The 17,322-nt window shown below is 52.9% G+C and carries 18 protein-coding genes and 2 pseudogenes; 19 read left to right on the forward strand and 1 reads right to left on the reverse strand.

Going from position 1 to position 17,322, the window contains the following annotated elements:
- The first annotated feature begins 37 nt into the window (after nt 1–37).
- The 5 genes from IPI86_RS16270 (at nt 38) to IPI86_RS16290 (ending at nt 4,411) form a co-directional block, all read left to right on the forward strand.
- Nucleotides 38–628 (forward strand): YiiX/YebB-like N1pC/P60 family cysteine hydrolase, encoded by a 591-nt coding sequence (locus IPI86_RS16270; protein ID WP_345299067.1) that lies wholly within the window; start codon nt 38–40, stop codon nt 626–628.
- Nucleotides 629–677: 49 nt separating this feature from the next.
- Nucleotides 678–1,559, forward strand: coding sequence for a DMT family transporter (locus IPI86_RS16275; protein WP_345299068.1), 882 nt, complete (start codon nt 678–680; stop codon nt 1,557–1,559).
- A 64-nt stretch (nt 1,560–1,623) separates the two neighbouring features.
- Nucleotides 1,624–2,520: a DMT family transporter gene (locus IPI86_RS16280; RefSeq protein WP_345299069.1), complete on the forward strand. Its 897-nt coding sequence runs from the start codon at nt 1,624–1,626 to the stop codon at nt 2,518–2,520.
- Between the two features lie 187 nt (nt 2,521–2,707).
- Complete coding sequence (locus tag IPI86_RS16285) at nt 2,708–3,958, forward strand: DEAD/DEAH box helicase (protein ID WP_345299070.1); 1,251 nt, start codon at nt 2,708–2,710, stop codon at nt 3,956–3,958.
- A gap of 102 nt (nt 3,959–4,060) precedes the next feature.
- On the forward strand, nt 4,061–4,411 hold the full coding sequence (locus IPI86_RS16290; protein ID WP_345299071.1) for a hypothetical protein: 351 nt from the start codon (nt 4,061–4,063) through the stop codon (nt 4,409–4,411).
- Between the two features lie 81 nt (nt 4,412–4,492).
- Here IPI86_RS16290 and IPI86_RS16295 read toward each other — a convergent pair whose 3' ends face one another.
- Nucleotides 4,493–4,705: a cold-shock protein gene (locus IPI86_RS16295; RefSeq protein WP_345299072.1), complete on the reverse strand. Its 213-nt coding sequence runs from the start codon at nt 4,703–4,705 to the stop codon at nt 4,493–4,495.
- Between the two features lie 215 nt (nt 4,706–4,920).
- On the opposite strand from IPI86_RS16295, the pseudogene IPI86_RS16300 reads away from it, so the two are divergent.
- The 14 genes and pseudogenes from IPI86_RS16300 to IPI86_RS16365 form a co-directional block, all read left to right on the forward strand.
- A pseudogene (locus IPI86_RS16300) lies at nt 4,921–5,388 on the forward strand (NAD-dependent epimerase/dehydratase family protein); the annotation flags it as partial.
- A gap of 80 nt (nt 5,389–5,468) precedes the next feature.
- The gene (locus IPI86_RS16305; RefSeq protein WP_345299073.1) at nt 5,469–5,843 is read left to right on the forward strand and encodes an NAD-dependent epimerase/dehydratase family protein; all 375 of its coding nucleotides are present in this window, start codon (nt 5,469–5,471) and stop codon (nt 5,841–5,843) included.
- A gap of 33 nt (nt 5,844–5,876) precedes the next feature.
- Nucleotides 5,877–6,500 carry a DNA-3-methyladenine glycosylase gene (locus IPI86_RS16310; protein ID WP_345299074.1) on the forward strand — a complete coding sequence of 208 codons (624 nt, stop codon included), beginning with the start codon at nt 5,877–5,879 and terminating at the stop codon, nt 6,498–6,500.
- Between the two features lie 34 nt (nt 6,501–6,534).
- Complete coding sequence (locus IPI86_RS16315) at nt 6,535–7,332, forward strand: enoyl-ACP reductase (RefSeq protein WP_345299075.1); 798 nt, start codon at nt 6,535–6,537, stop codon at nt 7,330–7,332.
- 116 nt (nt 7,333–7,448) lie between these two features.
- Nucleotides 7,449–7,985, forward strand: a complete 537-nt coding sequence (locus tag IPI86_RS16320; protein ID WP_345299076.1) for a polymer-forming cytoskeletal protein — start codon at nt 7,449–7,451, stop codon at nt 7,983–7,985.
- 53 nt (nt 7,986–8,038) lie between these two features.
- Nucleotides 8,039–9,220, forward strand: coding sequence for a His/Gly/Thr/Pro-type tRNA ligase C-terminal domain-containing protein (locus IPI86_RS16325; protein ID WP_345299077.1), 1,182 nt, complete (start codon nt 8,039–8,041; stop codon nt 9,218–9,220).
- A gap of 35 nt (nt 9,221–9,255) precedes the next feature.
- The gene (locus IPI86_RS16330) at nt 9,256–10,419 is read left to right on the forward strand and encodes a DegT/DnrJ/EryC1/StrS family aminotransferase (RefSeq protein WP_345299078.1); all 1,164 of its coding nucleotides are present in this window, start codon (nt 9,256–9,258) and stop codon (nt 10,417–10,419) included.
- Between the two features lie 25 nt (nt 10,420–10,444).
- Nucleotides 10,445–11,353, forward strand: coding sequence for a PH domain-containing protein (locus tag IPI86_RS16335; RefSeq protein ID WP_345299079.1), 909 nt, complete (start codon nt 10,445–10,447; stop codon nt 11,351–11,353).
- Nucleotides 11,354–11,437: 84 nt separating this feature from the next.
- Nucleotides 11,438–12,226, forward strand: a complete 789-nt coding sequence (locus IPI86_RS16340) for a DUF92 domain-containing protein (RefSeq protein WP_345299080.1) — start codon at nt 11,438–11,440, stop codon at nt 12,224–12,226.
- 5 nt (nt 12,227–12,231) lie between these two features.
- Entirely contained in the window at nt 12,232–13,101 is an 870-nt protein-coding gene (locus IPI86_RS16345; protein WP_345299081.1) for a sulfotransferase, read from the forward strand.
- Nucleotides 13,102–13,182: 81 nt separating this feature from the next.
- Nucleotides 13,183–14,208, forward strand: a complete 1,026-nt coding sequence (locus IPI86_RS16350; RefSeq protein ID WP_345299082.1) for an aldehyde reductase — start codon at nt 13,183–13,185, stop codon at nt 14,206–14,208.
- Nucleotides 14,209–15,651 (forward strand): hypothetical protein, encoded by a 1,443-nt coding sequence (locus tag IPI86_RS16355; RefSeq protein WP_345299083.1) that lies wholly within the window; start codon nt 14,209–14,211, stop codon nt 15,649–15,651.
- 18 nt (nt 15,652–15,669) lie between these two features.
- A pseudogene (locus IPI86_RS16360) lies at nt 15,670–16,663 on the forward strand (aldo/keto reductase).
- 22 nt (nt 16,664–16,685) lie between these two features.
- Nucleotides 16,686–17,318 (forward strand): histidine phosphatase family protein, encoded by a 633-nt coding sequence (locus IPI86_RS16365; protein ID WP_345299084.1) that lies wholly within the window; start codon nt 16,686–16,688, stop codon nt 17,316–17,318.
- The last annotated feature ends 4 nt before the right edge of the window (nt 17,319–17,322 follow it).

A 17,322-nucleotide genomic window follows, 5' to 3' on the forward strand; every position in this document is an offset into this window, starting at 1 on the left:
ACGTTTGGGGGAAATATCCGTATAATGAATACGGAAAATGATACACACTTACCAGATCAACGGATTGGCTTTACAAACAGGCGACATCATCTGCACGATGAATGGCAAGCCCAATATTCTGCCGGGTGAATTTTGGCGGCTTGTCGGGCGGCTCGTGCCGGGCGATGTGGATCATGTTGCCATTTATCTTGGACCTGATGGGCGCTGTGCCGAAGCAGGCGCGCGCGGCGTGATCACATTCAATGTGCCGCACGGCAATTGGGATACTGAACGCATGGCCCGCCAGCGCGGACTTTTATTCGACACGTTTTATGGAATCGTTTCGCCGCTTGATACGCTGGGCGTACCTGAAGAAGAAGAGATAACCCTGCGTAAGGCTGTCGTAAATTACATTCTTGCGCAAGTTGGCAAACCGTACAATCTCAACTTCCTAAACCCCGAGACCGAAGATGCTTTTTATTGCAGCCAACTTGCCTACAAAGCCTACCAAAGCATCGGCATTGACTTGAACACAGGCCTTGCCATGGAACAACTGCCGGGCACAAACCAGATCATTTATCCGCAGGAAATTTGGGATGGTTTCTCGCACAGGCAAAGAGAAACACTTTCAATTTTAACGTCAGCATAAATCTCCCTGCACGGGAGATTTATTTTTGCCTGTGATATAGTTGCCCGTTATGAGAAGACTCATCGGCATCATCCTCATCGCCATCTCTGCCGCATCGTTTGGAACGCTTGCCATCTTTGGCCGATACGCCTACAACGACGGCATGAATATCTACACTGTCCTCTTTTTACGATTTGGAATTTCCGCTTCTTTCATGACCGTGATCCTGCTTCTGCGCAAGGAGCATTTTCCACGCGGACGGATTCTCGCCCAACTGATCGGCATGGGTGCGCTGGGATATGTGGGCCAATCTTTCATGTATCTCACCGCGATCAATTATGCCTCGGCTGGTTTGGTAGCTTTGCTTCTCTATCTATATCCTTTCTTCGTTGCGATTCTCTCCACCATTTTCCTGCACGAAAAGATCACGCGGATCAAGATCATCGCGCTCCTGCTTGCGCTCTTTGGCACGGCGCTCACCGTCGGCCCCGTCAGCGGACAGTTGATCGGCGCACTCATGGCCATCACAGCCGCGATCATTTATTCGATTTACATCATCGTCGGCACGAATGTGATGAAGCATGTCACTGCGGTGCAATCATCCACAGTGATTTTTGCTTCGGCAGGCGCTGTGTATGGGCTGCTGACTCTGGTCAACGGCGCGCATTTCCCTGCGACCAATTCAGGCTGGCTTGCCATGCTGGGAATCATTATCGTTTCCACGATCATCCCCGTGGTCACATTTCTCGCAGGGCTTGAACGCATCGGCCCGACCAACGCCGCCATGCTCTCCACACTCGAACCCATCGTCACTGTGCTGCTGGCCGCGTGGCTGTTTGGCGACAAGCTCCTGCCCATTGTCATGCTCGGCGGCGGGTTGATTCTGGTCGCCGTTATTTTGCTAACGAGAGCAGAGTTGAAAAATACCGCCGAAACTCAAACGCCTGCTTGATATCTTTGTAGATAGAGAAAGCGGCTTTTCCAAAAACCAATTTAAAAAAACAAAAGGAATACCCATGAATTTTATCGGTGAAGTCGCAGGACTTGCGACATCTTTCTTCTTCGCGATGACCGCACTCATCTTTACAAAAACGGGCCGCATGATCGGTTCGCAGGTCACCAACCGCATGCGGCTTTTATTTGCGTTGATCTACCTCATCATCTTGAACCTGATTCTTTTCCGCGAACCATTCCCATTTTCAGCAGATTCTTCCCGTTGGATATGGCTGAGTCTTTCGGGAGTTATAGGGCTTTCGCTGGGTGATGCATTTCTGTTTCAATCGTTTGTCTCAGTTGGTCCGCGCCTTGGCAGTTTGTTATTAAGCCTCGCCCCCATCTTCGGCTCGATCATTGCCTGGGCATTCTTCGGCGAAACGCTTACCGTCGTGCAGATCCTCGGAATCGCCCTCGCGCTTTCGGGAATTGGATGGGTGGTGATGTCACACGAAGAGCCTGCCGACACTCCGCACGGACAAACACGCCGCGGCGTGCTCTTTGGGGTGCTGGCCGGGCTTGGGCAAGCCGTGGGGCTTGTCCTCTCCAAGCAGGCGATGGCTGAGAATTTCTCTCCATTTCAAGCGAATGCCATCCGTATGTTGGCCGCTGCAATTTTCGTCTGGATTTGGGCGATGGTTGAAGGGCAGGCAGGCGCAACGATCACAACGATTCGCCAGCAACCAAAATCTCTCGGTCTGCTTGCGCTCGGCGCGTTGGTAGGGCCTGTGCTGGGCGTATCCGCTTCCCTGCTAGCGGTGCAGCATGCCGAAATTGGGGTTGCCAGCACGTTAATGGCACTTCCACCTGTGATTGTGCTCCCGATCAGTTACTTCTTCTTTAAAGAAAAGGTTGGCTGGCAGGCCATCGCAGGGACTTTGCTCGCAATCGTCGGGGTGGCGGTGTTGTTTCTGGCTTAATGCTTTCTGTCACGTTACAAACGCGACATATACTCTCGCACAACGAATATATGTTCTTTTCAGTGCTATAATCCCTTCACAATCCATTTATCGAGTCCCTGATTTACAAATCCGCTGACTCACTTATATCAGCAGTCCGCGCTGTTTTTTCCCCAACATTGATAGACTTCTGAAGAAAAGGAATATTTTGAACTTCGAACAATTTAATCTGGATTCCCGCCTGATGGTGGGCATCAAAAAAGCGGGGTACGACACCGCAACACCGATCCAGGAAGCGGCCATCCCTGCCGCGTCACGCGGGCGCGATATCATCGGCACCGCACAGACAGGCACAGGCAAGACCGCCGCATTCGTCCTCCCCATTTTGAACAAACTGCTGACTGGTCCACGCGGCGTGCCGCGCGCACTGATCGTTACCCCCACACGCGAACTCGCTGAACAAATTCACGATGTCATCCGCGTTCTATCAGCTGGGACCAAGCTGCGCAGCGTAACCATCTACGGGGGCGTTGGAGCGCATCCACAAGTCCAGGCATTGCGCAACGGCGCGGAAATCCTCGTCGCCTGCCCGGGCCGTCTGCTGGATCTGATCGCACAAGGCCACGCAAAAATGGGCAACATCGAAGTCCTCGTGCTCGATGAAGCTGACAGAATGTTCGACATGGGTTTTCTGCCCGACGTGCGCCGCATTGTAAAAGCCGTGCCTGAAAAACGCCAGACGATGATGTTCTCGGCCACCTTCCCCGCTGATGTGGAATTGCTCGCACAGCAGGCGCTCAAGCAGCCGCAAAAGATCGCGATGGGAATCGTCAAGCCCGCGCACACTGTTACGCATGCGTTGTATCCCGTGCCGCCGCATTTGAAATCGGCGCTGCTGCTTGAATTGCTCAAGCGCACCGATACAGATTCTGTTTTGATCTTCACCCGCACAAAATATCGCGCACAAAAAGTTTCACAGCAAATTTTACGAGCAGGATTAAAAGTGACAAGCCTGCATGGTGATCGTTCACAGGGACAGCGCCAAGCCGCGCTTAAAGGTTTCAAGGACGGCACGCACCCGATCATGGTCGCCACCGATATCGCCGCGCGCGGGTTGGATGTTGAAAGCATTTCTCACGTGATCAACTACGACATGCCCGACACCGCCGACGCATACATCCATCGCATCGGCCGCACAGGCCGCGCCCAACGCACCGGCGACGCATTCACACTCGTCACACATGAAGATAACGACATGATTCGGATTCTCGAACGCATCATGGGAAGTCCGCTCAGACGCGAAACCCTCGATGGATTCGACTACACCGCTCCCGCCCCGCCGAAATCTGACTCTGGCCGAGGAAGAGGCGCTCCCCGAGAAGACTCCCGCCGCCCGCCGCGCCCCGCCGCCACCCCAAAGAGTTATGGAAGAAATCGCCTGGCACCGAAGAGAAAGTAAATTAGTATACGAAAACCCGCCTCACTTGAGGCGGGTTTTCGTTATAATGCAGTTACCTCTATTTGGAAGTGTCTTCACGGAAACAAGTGAAAGGAGTTCGTCATGCCCGAATCAGAGACCGAAAGACTCAAGCGGCTGCGGGAAAAGCAGCTTAGAGACCGCGATCCGCTGGAACGCGAACGCAAATTCCAACGAAATTCCTCGATCAAAGAAAAAAGAATGCAAAAGCCCATCTCGCTTCGGGAGGATTGGCAGAAAACCCCGTATATCATAAAGATCCCACTGTACGCATTGATCTTCGGCGTCATTGGCACGATCATTCTCACAAATATATGGGTCTCACAATATTCGACCTACACTGGCGCAGGGGCCACGCTCATCCTGATCATATTCGGCGTCGTCCTGGGTAGTGCCATAGACCTGCGCGAAGATATCAAAAAACATTTGAAATAATAAGTGCTCTGCGATTCCAATTCACCGGTTCCTGGGAATCAAAAAGAGCCTGACGCTTTCGCATCAGGCTCTTTTTTAGTATTAAGCGAGAATGGTGACGTTGGTCGCCTGTGGTCCTTTGGGACCCTTCTCAACGGTGAATTCGACTTTCTGGCCTTCCTGGAGATTGCGATAACCATCACCCTGAATGGCGGAGAAATGGACGAACACGTCCGCTCCACCTTCACGGGCGAGGAAACCATAACCCTTGTCACCATTGAACCACTTTACCGTACCGATTATTCTGTCAGACATTTTTGCCTCCTTTGGCAATTAAAAAAATTTGTTTAGGTCAATCTGTTTGTTCCATCGGAGGTCAAAACAAAACAACCCACGGGTTAACCGTGAGCTGTTGATGTTCTTCAAACCAACGTAACTTACCGTTTTCCTATCGGCGACAAAGATAACACAGTACCCAGTACGAGTCAATCAAAAACAGCCACCAATATTGCGGTTATAATCTTTTTCCTATGAATTTTCTGATCACCGGAGCCGCGGGATTCCTCGGCTCTTCTCTTGCAAATCATCTCGCCCGCGAAGGACACCAGGTGCGCGGCCTCGATGACCTTTCCACTGGCGACCCAAAGGTGCTTGCACCCGATGTCCATTTCACACGCGGAGATGTGAGCGACCGCCCCAAATTATGGACGCTGCTACAAGATGTGGATGTGGTCTATCATCTCGCGGCGCGCGTTTCAGTGCAGGAATCCATTTTATATCCACGCGACTATAACGCGGTCAACGTGGGCGGGACTGTGGCTTTGATGGAAGCCATGCGCGACGTGGGAGTCAAACGCGTCGTTCTTGCTTCGTCCGGAGCTGTGTACGGCGACTTGGGCGACTCTACACTGACAGAGTCCACCAGACCCAACCCGCGCTCACCCTACGCCGTTTCCAAACTTGCGGCGGAATATTACGTCAACACCATCGGCTCACTGTGGAAGATCGAAACGGTCAGCCTGCGCATCTTCAACGCCTATGGGCCCGGACAACACCTGCCGCCCTCTCACCCCCCGTTGTGCCGCATTATCTTCGTCAGGCGCAGCGCGGAGGGACATTGGTCGCCCACGGTGATGGAAGCCAGAGCCGTGACTACGTATACGTGGATGACGTCGTCAGCGCAATGGTCGCGGCATCCACCGCGCCGAACATCAATGGAGCGGTCATCAACGTTGGCTCAGGGACTGAAACCTCGGTCAAGGATCTCATCCGCATCGTGCTGGATGTGACCGACAGCAAAGCCAACGTGGTCTACAATCCGCAAACTTCTGGCGGTGTCTCGCGCATGAGAGCGGACCTGAATCTCGCAAAAGAAAAATTACGTTTTACTCCTTCCATCAAACTCGAAGAGGGATTAAGACTCACGCTTCAGCGAGATGCAAGATTCAAATAAAATTCTTGTTTGAAGGTTTACAAGTTGGCAGGTTTGAACGTTCTAACTTGTAAACCTTCAAACCTGCAAACATTAACAATGACTCTCCCCCATAAATTCTACAACCGCCCAACGCTGACCGTGGCCCGCGAATTACTCGGGGCACGTCTGGTGCGAATCTCGGATGGCGTGAAACTCGTCGGTATCATCAGCGAGACCGAGGCGTATTTTGGCTTCGATGATCTCGCCAGTCACGCCAAGGCGGGGCGCACCATCCGCACGGATCCGATGTTCGGGCCGCCCGGACGGGCGTATGTCTACTTCACTTATGGCAATCACTGGATGCTGAACGCGGTCACTGAAAAGGAAGGCTTTCCTGCGGCGGTGCTCATCCGTGCGATACAACCGCTGGAGGGAATTGACGTGATGATGGAGCGTCGTCAGGGGCGGGATACACTCGGGCCAGGCAAGCTGACTCAGGCGCTGGGCATCACTAAAAGTGAGAACTATGCCGATCTGACAGAATCAACTTCCAGCTTAAGGATCGAAGCGGGGTTTAAAGTCCCCGATAAATGCGTGACGATTGGCCCCCGCGTGGGTTTAAATACTACGCCAGAGCCTTGGTTCTCCAAGCCGTGGCGATTTTTAGTCAAAGAGACGATAGCCGACATTCGATAATCGGGTATCCAAATCGATTTTTTAGGAGATGAACATGGGATTATTGGAAGGAAAGAACGCACTTATTTTTGGTCTTGCGAACGACAAATCGATTGCGTGGGGAATCACGCAGGCTTTCAAGCGCGAGGGCGCGAACATCGGCATCAGTTACGCTGGCGAAATGCTCGAGCGCCGCGTCAAGCCCCTGGCCGAACAGGTGGATTGCAAATGGGTGGAAGAATGCGATATTACCAAGGATGACCAGATCGCGCAGACCGTTGAAAAAGCCGCGAAACATTTTGGAAAGATCGATGTGCTGGTCCATTCAATTGCATATGCAGGCCGCGATGAATTGAGCAAACCATTTAATGAAACCAGCCGCGAGGGATTCAAAGTGGCGATGGAGATCAGTGTGTTCTCCCTTGTTGCGCTGACCAATGCTTTTCTGCCGATCATGAATCCCGGCGCTTCTGTCATGTGCATGACCTATTACGGCTCGGTGAAAGTTGCGCCGCACTACAATGTAATGGGCGTCGCCAAAGCCGCGCTGGAATCATCCACCCGCTATCTGGCCTATGAGCTCGGCCCGAAGAAGATCCGCGTGAATGCGATCTCGGCTGGCCCCATCCGCACACTGGCGGCGGCGGGCGTGGGCGGCTTCCGCGATATGTACAAGCACTTTGCAGATATGGCTCCCATGCGCGAAAACGTCACCATTGAAGATGTAGGCAACTCGGCCGTGTTCCTCGCCTCCGATCTCTCGGCCCATGTCACAGGCGAGGTGTTGTATGTGGACTCTGGCTTCAACATCATCGGTGTGCAAGTCAGCGAAAAGGATGAAAAGGGCGGGTAGGGAAAGAAGTAAGCAAAAGTCTATAACCAGTAAATCGGGTGCTGATACGCAATGAACGCAAAAGACGCGTTCGCAGCGTTTTCCGCGCCTGCCTTTTTCAAGGTAAAATTGCCTCCATGTTCAAACGCAACACCACCCCCACTGAAACCGCCCAACCTGTACAAGCTGTCGAAAGAATTACCTCCGTGTTGGGCTCCGGCCTGATCTGGCACGGAAGCATCAACGGTTCGGGCGGCGTCCGCATCGAAGGCGCGTTTGAAGGCGAGATCGCCCTGCGCGGCATGCTCGTTGTCGGCGAAACAGGGCGCGTCACCTGCCAAAACGTGCGTGCCAACACCGTCATCGTGGCGGGTGCAGTACGCGGCAATATCACCACCCAGAAACTCGAGATCCGCGCTTCAGGCCGTGTGTGGGGAGACGTGGTCACAACCGCTTTCGTGACCGAAGAAGGAGCCTTCCTGCGCGGCCAAATTCGGATGGAAGAAACGGTCGATCTGGACCTTGAGCCTGCTCCTGAAGCCACGCCTTCGGAGGCCGCTCAGGCAGAATCCATCGCCCAAACACCGATCCAGATACCCATCCCCGAGCCGACCATCCCGACGGATTCAACGCAAAAAATGATGCGCAACGGGAAGAAAAAAGGCGAAGTCTAACCTCACCCGAGTATAGGGACACGGCGACGCCGTGTCCTTACCTTATTAATCCCATGAAATACACCGACCTAAAAATCCAAACCCAGCGTGAAGCCCCCAACAACGCACGGACAGAGGGATTCGCATTCCTCGTCCGCGCGGGGTATTTGACCCGTGAAAGTGAAATCCTGCCGCTTGGCAAAGAAGCGCTTGCGCGGCTGGAAAGCCTCTCCAACGATCCATCGTTTTCAACAGTGGTTGACCTGCCGCGGCTGGTCAGTGAACAGGCGGTTTTCTTTCCGATGGCCACAGGCAATCTTGAAGTTGCCCATTGCCCTTCCTGCAAATACACTGAACTGCTGGATATGGCGAAATTCAAAAAATCTCCCCTGCCCCGCGAAGAGGAACGTCCGCTCGAAAAGGTGTTGACTCCCGATTGCAATACTATCGAGTCACTGGCGAATTTTCTCGGCCTGCCCAAAGAGAAGACCGCTAAAGCCTTGATGTACACCCGCAAAGAAGATGGGAAGTTCGTCTTTGTCGCCGTGCGCGGAGACATGCAACTGAGCGAAGCCAAACTGGAATACATCATCGGCGAGATACAGCCCGCTGACGCCGAAGCAATTGCAAGGTCAGGCGCGGTGGCGGGGTACGCATCGCCCATCGGCCTCAACGAGGCCCTCATCCTTGTAGATGACCTGATTCCCCGATCGCAAAATCTGGCGGCGGGAGCCAATGAGGCGGGATATCACCTGTTGAACACAAATTATCCGCGTGATTATTCGGCGGAGATTGTCGAAGACCTGGTGATGGCAAAAGCAGGTGACGCCTGCTCAAATTGTGGAAATCCCCTTGAAGTCGTTTCTGCAATTCCATTGGGGACGCGCTTCGGTCTTTACTACGAAAACTGGTTGCTGGCCCTCGCCGAGACTTATCACGACGAAAAAGGGTTGACCCTTCCCAAATCTGCCGCGCCTTTTGATGTATATCTCATGCATGTGCCTGGCAAACAAATGGATACCCGCGCCGAAGCCGAAAAGATTTACAACCAACTGCAAAATGCGGGGATTTCCGTCCTGTTCGATGACCGCGACGAGCGTGCAGGCGTCAAATTCAACGACGCAGATTTGATCGGTTGCCCGATCCGCGTGACGGTTGGGGAAAAGGCGCTCCAAAATGGGATGGTAGAATTGAAGCCGCGCAAGGAAAAAGAAAACAAACTCGTCCCGCTCGAAAAAATCATAGAGGAATTGTAGGGGCGGTGTAATGCACCGCCTTTAAAATAAAAATTATGACCCAATACAAAATCCCCATGTCTTCCCCCGATCTGACCGATGCCGACCGTCAGGCTGTCATCGAAGTGATCAACACGCCCAATTTGAGCATGGGCAAATGGACTCCCGCCTTTGAAAAGACCTTCTGTGACCTGACTGGCGCGAAGCACGCCATCTCCGTCAACTCAGGGACAGCGGGTCTGCATCTGTGCGTCCGTGCGGCGGGGATCGGCGCAGGGGATCTGGTCATCACCACGCCGTTTTCGTTTGTGGCGTCGTCGAACGCGTTGCTTTTTGAAAACGCGATTCCAGTCTTTGTGGATATTGATCCGAAGACTGGCAACATCAATCCTGAATTGGTGGCCGATGCAGCGAGGAATATTGAAAAATTCCTGCCGAGAAAAGGCGCGGACAAAAGCGGAAAATTGAAAGCGATCCTGCCCGTGGATGTATTCGGTCAACCTGCCGACATGGATGCGATCAATGCCGTGGCAAAAGAACATGGCTTGAAGGTCATCGAAGATTCGTGTGAGGCGCTGGGCGCAACCTACAAAGGCAAACAGGCTGGCACGCTCGGCGATTTCGGCGTGTTCGCGTTTTATCCCAACAAACAGATCACCACAGGCGAAGGCGGAGTCATCATCACCAGTGACGATCAGGCCGCGCATTTTATGCGTGCCTTGCGCAATCAAGGACGCGCCCCTGGCGATACCTGGCTGCAACACACCCACCTCGGCTACAACTACCGCATCGACGAAATGTCTGCGGCGATGGGGGCTTCGCAAATGACTCGGCTTGATGAAATTCTCACGAAACGGAATCAGGTTGCAGCTTGGTACGAAGCGCGGCTTTCCGAGATCCCAGGCGTCGAAACGCCATATATCGAATCCTTCACAACGCGCATGTCGTGGTTCGTGTACGTCATCCGCTTTGACAAAAGAATCAACCGCGACGAAATGGCAAAGAAACTCGACGCGCGCGGAATTCCCGTGCGACCATACTTTTTGCCGATCCATTTACAGCCGTACATGGTGGAAAGATTTGGATACAAGGAAGGCGATTTCCCCGTGACCGAAGACCTCGGCCAACGCGGACTGGCGATTCCATTCAGCGGCATCATGACCGAAGATCAAGTGGATTATGTTTCGAACATCATTCGTGAAGAAGTCATGAAAGCATAAATTCCTCCTTCATCATCCTTTCCCCATGAATATCGGACATTATCCCCCACCCAAACGACGCGGCTTGATCGTGCATGGCAGCATCATCATTGTATTGATGGTCGTTGCCTTTGTTGGGTTCATCAACCTTTCACGCGCAGAAGTTGGACCGCAGTTTCTGATCGCGTTGCTGGTCTTGTTATTTTCGTTTGCGCCGATTCCGTTTTTTGTGTATCGCGCCTATTCTCTCTGGCGCGCCGACTATCACATGGACCGTGACAGCCTCGCCATCAATTGGGGCTTGCGCGTGGAAGATATTCCGCTCAGCGACATCGAGTGGATGCGGCCCGCCGATGATCTCACCCGCCCGCTTGTGCTGCCCTCTTTCAGGCTGCCTGGCGGTTTGCTGGGCATGCGCCGCCACCCCGATCTCGGCGTGGTGGAATTCCTCGCTTCAGATGCGAAAAAACTTTTGCTGGTTGCCACCGCAAAACGTGTTTTCGTCATTTCACCCGAAGACCCCTCCACGCTTACGCAGACCTTCGCCCGCGCAACCGAATTGGGAAGCCTCGCACCCGTTGAAGCAAAATCGGTGTATCCGTCTTTCGTCGTCACGCAGGCCTGGGAAAGCGGACTCGCCCGTTATCTCTGGCTCACCGCTTTATTTTTGAATCTGGGATTGTTCATCTGGGCCAGCCTCATCATCCCATCCACACCGCGCGTCGCGCTCGGTCCGCAATTTGTCGGCAGCGCACTCGAAACCGTGCCATCGGCTCAACTCATCATCTTCCCCGTTGCGAGTCTTTTGCTGACGGTACTAGGCTGGGTTGCAGGCTTGTATTTCTACCGCTGGGACCGTGAACGCATCCTCGCCTTCATCGTGTGGGGCTCCAGCACTTTTTCAAGCCTGTTGTTTTTGCTGGCAGTGCTTTTCATTATCACAACCCCTGTGTAAGAAAGTTAACAAGTTTAAAAGTTATCAAGTTTACAGGTTAAACTCCAACCTTCAAACCTGTCAACTTTCCAACCTTCAACCCTTATGCAACTTCTCCTCGGCTTCCTCCTCGCAATCCTCATCGCATTTCTTGCATACAAAGCCCGCAGCTTAAACCAAAGCGGAGCCATCGCCGCCGCATTCACAGGCACGATCATCTTCGGCATCGGCGGCTGGCAATGGGCAGTTTTGCTGCTCACATTTTTCATCACATCGTCCGTGTTGAGCCGCGCCTTCAAAAAACGCAAACAAGGCCTCGACGAAAAATTCTCCAAAGGCCATGAACGCGACGCAGGGCAGGTCTTCGGCAACGGCGGCGTGGCAACCCTCTTCGCCGCGCTCCATTTCTTTTTTCCAGAATCAAGCCTGCCCTGGGTCGGATTCGCCGCCGCGCTCGCCGCAGTCAACGCCGATACCTGGGCCACCGAACTCGGCGTCTTGAATCCGAATCCACCGCGCATGATCACGAACTTACGAAAAGTTGTGGAAAAAGGCACCTCGGGCGGAATCTCATTAATCGGCACGCTCGCCTCGTTGACAGGGTCTGCCTTAATCGCAGTGCTCGCTTCGCTCTTAACCGACAACTGGTTTCTGCTTCCATTGATCACAATTTCAGGGCTGGCTGGTTCGCTCGTTGACTCCCTGCTCGGCGGTACAGTGCAAGCCATGTACTACTGCCCAACTGATAAAAAAGAGACCGAGAAACATCCCCTGCACACCTGCGGCACACCTACCGTCCACATCCGCGGCTGGAAGTGGCTCGATAATGATTGGGTCAATTTCGCCTGCGGTGCAGCGGGTACGCTGGTTTCTCTTTTGCTTTTCCTTTTCTAATTCGAATGAACAAGCCCGAGCAGTTACGTTCCTATACCTTCATCCTCGCTACCCTGCGATACAGAAAACTGATCGCATTCCTGACGCGGATCGTGATTGCGTTTCGCATGAAGAAAGTGATTCTGATCTTCGGCATGAGCCGCAGTGGAACCAGCATGCTCGGCAAATTCCTCTCGCTTGGCAAAACTTCCATCTACATGCACGAACCCGAAACCGAATTGATGAAGCAGCATTTCGGCCCCGACCGTCACTACACCCAGCAAAACTTCTGGGACTTTGTCCACGCCGAAGTGCCGACCGAGCTAAAGGTCCATACTTTGGTTTGTATTTCGCTTTTTGCCGTGCTCAAGGCGCCGTTTTTCTCGAAGGCCATCGTGATCAAACCCATTAGTTTTGTAGAAGTCATCGGCGAATCCAGTGAAGCATTGACCAACGCCAACATCGTCTATATTTGCCGTCACCCCGCAGGACGCAGCGAAAGCATCCTTCGGCAACTCCAGCACGATCAGGGCATTGAAGAAATCTCACTCGAAGCCCTCGAACAGATCAGCCAGGATTGGGGCCGCACCAACAAGACGATCAAGGAACTGCATCGCAAAAATCCAAAATGGCTGTGGGTCTTCTTCGAAAAACTGACGGGCGACCCCGTGACCGAATTCAAAAAACTTTACATCCAGCTCGGCCTGCCGTGGAATCAGTCCATTGCTGACGAAATTGAGAAAAGCACCACAGGCATGGACGGCGGTTACTACAACATCCAGCGCGACAGCCGCAAACAGGCCGACAAATGGCGCAACTCCCTTACCGCAGAACAGATCGAATCCGTCCGCAAAGGGACTCTGCCCTTTGAGACGGATTTGTACGAATCGTTCTAAACTTCGGTATGCGATATTTATTTCGCGTTTTATAAAAAGCGGACTGAAGTCCGCACTCCTACCAACATCAAGGAACAACACATGCCCTCCCCCATCCTCGTCACAGGCGCAAGCGGATTTGTCGCCATTCACACTATCATTCAACTGCTCCATCAGGGATATAACGTCCGCAGCACCATGCGGACTCTTGAGCGCGAAGCGGATCTCCGCAGCACCATCTCAAAGTACATACAGGCAAATGATCGGCTGGAGATTCTGCCTGCTGATCTGAGTCAGGATTCGGGTTGGGAAGAAGCGCTGAACAACATCGAATACGTTCTGCATGTCGCGTCGCCGTTTCCATTGTACGAACCAAAGCATGAAGATGAATTGATCATACCCGCTGTACAGGGGACCTTGCGCGTTTTGCGTGCCGCTCATAAGGCGGGCGTGAAGCGTGTAGTACAGGTCTCATCGGTGGCCGCGATCTCGTCGGGGCACAATGGCGAGAACAAAACCTTCAGCGAAGCCGATTGGTCTGATCTGACAAAAGACATTGGCGCGTATGCCAAAAGCAAAACCCTCGCCGAACGCGCCGCATGGGATTTCATCAACGGCAGCGAAAATACGAACAAGATGGAACTTGTTACCATAAATCCACCGCTGATCCTGGGGCCCGTGCCGAATAAGGACTTCCGCACCTCCATCGAATTGGTCCGCACGATTATGCTCGGACAGGTACCTGGTGTGGGGCACATCAAAATGGGTTCAGTGGATGTGCGTGACGTGGCATCCGCGATCATCCTCGCCATGCAAACACCCGAAGCCGCTGGCAAAAGATTTATCGTCGCAGCCGACAAATCCCTGTGGCTGAAAGACATTGCAAACCTGCTTCACAGCAAATTTTCATCACGCGGATATAAGATCAATAAGCTCGAATTCCCAAGTATTCTTGTGCGACTGATCGGCCTGTTTGATAAAAAGGTCGCGCGCGTCACCGAAAGCCTCGATTGGGACTACGAACTCTCGAACGGAAATGCAAAACGCATTCTCAAATGGACTCCGCGCCTCGCAGAAGAAGGTGTGCTAAGCATGGCCGAAAGTTTGATCGAACAAGGTGTGATCTAAATGCAGAAAAAACTCCCCTCCATTATCGTCCTCCTCGGCAACATTACCGTCCTTGCAGGACTCGCCGTGTTGGCCTATCTCGGCTTCTACAATCGCTACTGGGCCGATGACTGGTGTTACAGTGCCGATGCGCGCCAGCTTGGCACCCTCCCTGCTACACTGCAATATTTCGACACCGAAGACACGGGCTACTCCTCCAACCGTTATTCGCTCACTTTCTTCTCCGCGCTTACCGAAAACACGCTCGGCATGTTCGGCAATCAACTCGTCGCCACCCTCACCATTTCGCTATGGCTCATCGGCCTCGTGTGGACAGGTTGGAACGTTTCCAAACTCATCAAGCCGCTGCCATTCGCCGTCATCCTGTTTGCATCAGCGCTGCTGCTTTTTTACAATCTCTATCTTTCGCCGCAGCGTTTTCAAATTCTTTACTGGCGTTCGGGCGTGCTTCCCTACAGCACCGCCATCGTGTTCTGGATGTTGATCCTCGGCTTCGTCACCCACCAAATGAATCAAGAAACACCCGCACGCTGGGTAAACTACATCGTTGCGCCGCTCGCATTCTTGGCGGCAGGCCTCGGCGAGATCAGCTGCGTATTTCTTTTCAGCGGCACAACCCTTTTACTGGTCGCCACCTGGCGCGCAAAAAAACAGAATCAAGCCTGGGCTGAGCGCTCATTCGAAACCCTTTTCATCGCATGGCTGTTCCTCCTACTCGGCATGATCGCGCTCATCGTCTCCCCCTCCAACGCGCGCGTCGCGAACATGAACGTCAAACGCAGCAACCCGCTCATCGTCCCCTTCGTTTCGCTGAAACATGCCATTGACTTCATTGTTTTCTCTTTGAAGGACCTGCCCCTGCCTCACGCCGTCTTTATCGGGATGATGCTCGGCCTCGGCATCATCACCACCCAAGCAGACGATTCAATCTTAACTGTGAAACGGGTTGCCATTCTATTGGCATTCACTACCCTCATCACTTATCTGCTCATCACCGCCATTCAAGCGCCGAGCGCGTATTTCTACAGCGCCACCCCCGACCCGCGTGGACAATCCCTCTCGCGCTTCACCCTGCTGCTCGGCATCGCCATCATGGCATGGATCGTGGGCATGTGGGCCGCCAAAAACATCACAGGTCAATGGCTCGTGTTGGCATCTGTGGTCGTCATGCTCGCGGGCTTCGCCTACACCGCGCGCAGCATCACCAGCATCTACAGCGAAATTGACGGGTTCATCTACCGCGCCCGCGTCTGGGATGAACGCGATGCGATCATCGCCACCGAAAAAGCACAGGGCAACATGCTGATCGAAGTCCCAGCAATTGACACAGGCCTAATCCACACCCGCGACATGTTCGGCTCAACAGGCAAAGGCTGGAAGCAATTTTCCCTCAACTGCGGCGCCCGCTATTACGGCGTTGACGGATTGAAAGTGAAGCAGTAAAAAAATATAGGAGCAAGCATGAACTATCTTCCAAACGAATCCCGTTACAAAACCATGCGTTACAACCGCTCAGGCCTCAGCGGACTCAAACTCCCAGCCGTTTCATTGGGCTTGTGGCACAACTTCGGCGGCGTGGATACATTCTCCAACAGCCGCGCCATGGCCTTGCGTGCCTTTGATCTGGGCATCACCCACCTCGACCTCGCCAACAATTACGGTCCGCCTCCAGGCTCTGCCGAAGAAACCTTCGGCCAGATCATCGAAAAGGGATCTGCGCCCGCATCGCGATGAACTCATCATTTCATCCAAGGCGGGTTACACCATGTGGGATGGTCCCTACGGAGATTGGGGCTCGCGTAAATATCTCGTCTCCAGCCTTGATCAAAGCCTCAAACGCATGAGCCTCGAATACGTGGATATTTTCTACCACCACCGCCCCGACCCCGAGACCCCGCTTGAAGAGACCATGCAGGCACTCGATTACATCGTCCGCAGCGGGCGTGCGCTTTACGTGGGCATCTCCAATTATCCCGCCGACAAAACATCCGAAGCTGCCAGCATCTTGCGCGAACTTGGCACACCCTGTCTGATCCACCAGCCTGCCTACAGCATGTTCAACCGCTGGGTGGAAGATGGTTTGCTTGCAACACTTGAAGATGAAGGAATTGGCTGCATCGCCTTCTCCCCACTCGCACAAGGCCTGCTCACCAATAAATATCTCGGCGGTGGAATCCCTGAAGGCTCGCGCGCATCCAAGGCGCACGGCTTCCTCAAGCCTGCCAACATCACTGACGACAAACTGGACAAAGTCCGCAAGTTGAATGAGATGGCAAAAGCCCGCGAACAGACTCTGGCTCAAATGGCGCTGGCATGGGTTCTACGCCACAGCGTCATGACCTCCGTTTTGATCGGTGCCAGCAAAGTGGAACAGATCGATGATGCAGTTGGAACATTGAACCATCTCGATTTCACATTATCAGAACTGGAACAAATCGAAACAATTTTGAAATAATCATCACACTGGAGTTCTTTGAATGAGACCCAAGCGAATTATTCTGATTCGGCACGGTGAATCTGAAGGAAATCTGGATCGGTCACGATATCATACCGTTCAGGATTTCGCTTTGAAATTATCCTCCACAGGGATTCAACAAGCCCAACAAGCAGGTATGCGGCTCAAAGAGATCCTTGGAGACGAAAAAGTTTATGTGTATCTATCCCCATTTTTCAGGACCCGTGAAACCTTTCAGCATATTCGAGAAGCGATCAAACAGAATGTAGTCAAATCAATAGAAGATCCCAGAATACGCGAACAGGATTGGGGTCACTTACGCCACCCTGACGATAACAAAGGGATCATTGAAGAACGGGATAATTTCAGCACCTTTTATTACCGTATTCCCGACGGCGAATCAGGCGCAGATGTATATGACCGCGTCAGCAGTTTCCTCGATACGCTTCACAGGGATTTCAAAAAGGAAAATTTTCCCGAAAATGTTTTGATCGTCTCGCACGGACTGACGATGAGACTATTCCTAATGCGCTGGTTTCACTGGAGTGTTGAAGAATTTGAAAGCCTGCATAACCCAAAAAATTGTCAGATCGTTATCATGGAAAGGCAGCCAGATAACCATTACATCTTAAGCAGCGAGCTATCTAGAAAATAAAAGC

The organism is Candidatus Villigracilis affinis (assembly GCF_016705895.1).
Classification (GTDB): Bacteria; Chloroflexota; Anaerolineae; order Anaerolineales; family Villigracilaceae; genus Villigracilis; species Villigracilis affinis.

Bases quoted from the DNA above. Each gene is read 5' to 3' on its own strand.
- IPI86_RS16270 (WP_345299067.1), top strand. From the start codon at position 38: ATGATACACACTTACCAGATCAACGGATTGGCTTTACAAACAGGCGAC.
- IPI86_RS16275 (WP_345299068.1), top strand. From the start codon at position 678: ATGAGAAGACTCATCGGCATCATCCTCATCGCCATCTCTGCCGCATCG.
- IPI86_RS16280 (WP_345299069.1), top strand. From the start codon at position 1,624: ATGAATTTTATCGGTGAAGTCGCAGGACTTGCGACATCTTTCTTCTTC.
- IPI86_RS16290 (WP_345299071.1), top strand. From the start codon at position 4,061: ATGCCCGAATCAGAGACCGAAAGACTCAAGCGGCTGCGGGAAAAGCAG.
- IPI86_RS16295 (WP_345299072.1), bottom strand. From the start codon at position 4,705: ATGTCTGACAGAATAATCGGTACGGTAAAGTGGTTCAATGGTGACAAG.
- IPI86_RS16315 (WP_345299075.1), top strand. From the start codon at position 6,535: ATGGGATTATTGGAAGGAAAGAACGCACTTATTTTTGGTCTTGCGAAC.
- IPI86_RS16320 (WP_345299076.1), top strand. From the start codon at position 7,449: ATGTTCAAACGCAACACCACCCCCACTGAAACCGCCCAACCTGTACAA.
- IPI86_RS16325 (WP_345299077.1), top strand. From the start codon at position 8,039: ATGAAATACACCGACCTAAAAATCCAAACCCAGCGTGAAGCCCCCAAC.
- IPI86_RS16330 (WP_345299078.1), top strand. From the start codon at position 9,256: ATGACCCAATACAAAATCCCCATGTCTTCCCCCGATCTGACCGATGCC.
- IPI86_RS16335 (WP_345299079.1), top strand. From the start codon at position 10,445: ATGAATATCGGACATTATCCCCCACCCAAACGACGCGGCTTGATCGTG.
- IPI86_RS16340 (WP_345299080.1), top strand. From the start codon at position 11,438: ATGCAACTTCTCCTCGGCTTCCTCCTCGCAATCCTCATCGCATTTCTT.
- IPI86_RS16345 (WP_345299081.1), top strand. From the start codon at position 12,232: ATGAACAAGCCCGAGCAGTTACGTTCCTATACCTTCATCCTCGCTACC.
- IPI86_RS16350 (WP_345299082.1), top strand. From the start codon at position 13,183: ATGCCCTCCCCCATCCTCGTCACAGGCGCAAGCGGATTTGTCGCCATT.
- IPI86_RS16355 (WP_345299083.1), top strand. From the start codon at position 14,209: ATGCAGAAAAAACTCCCCTCCATTATCGTCCTCCTCGGCAACATTACC.
- IPI86_RS16365 (WP_345299084.1), top strand. From the start codon at position 16,686: ATGAGACCCAAGCGAATTATTCTGATTCGGCACGGTGAATCTGAAGGA.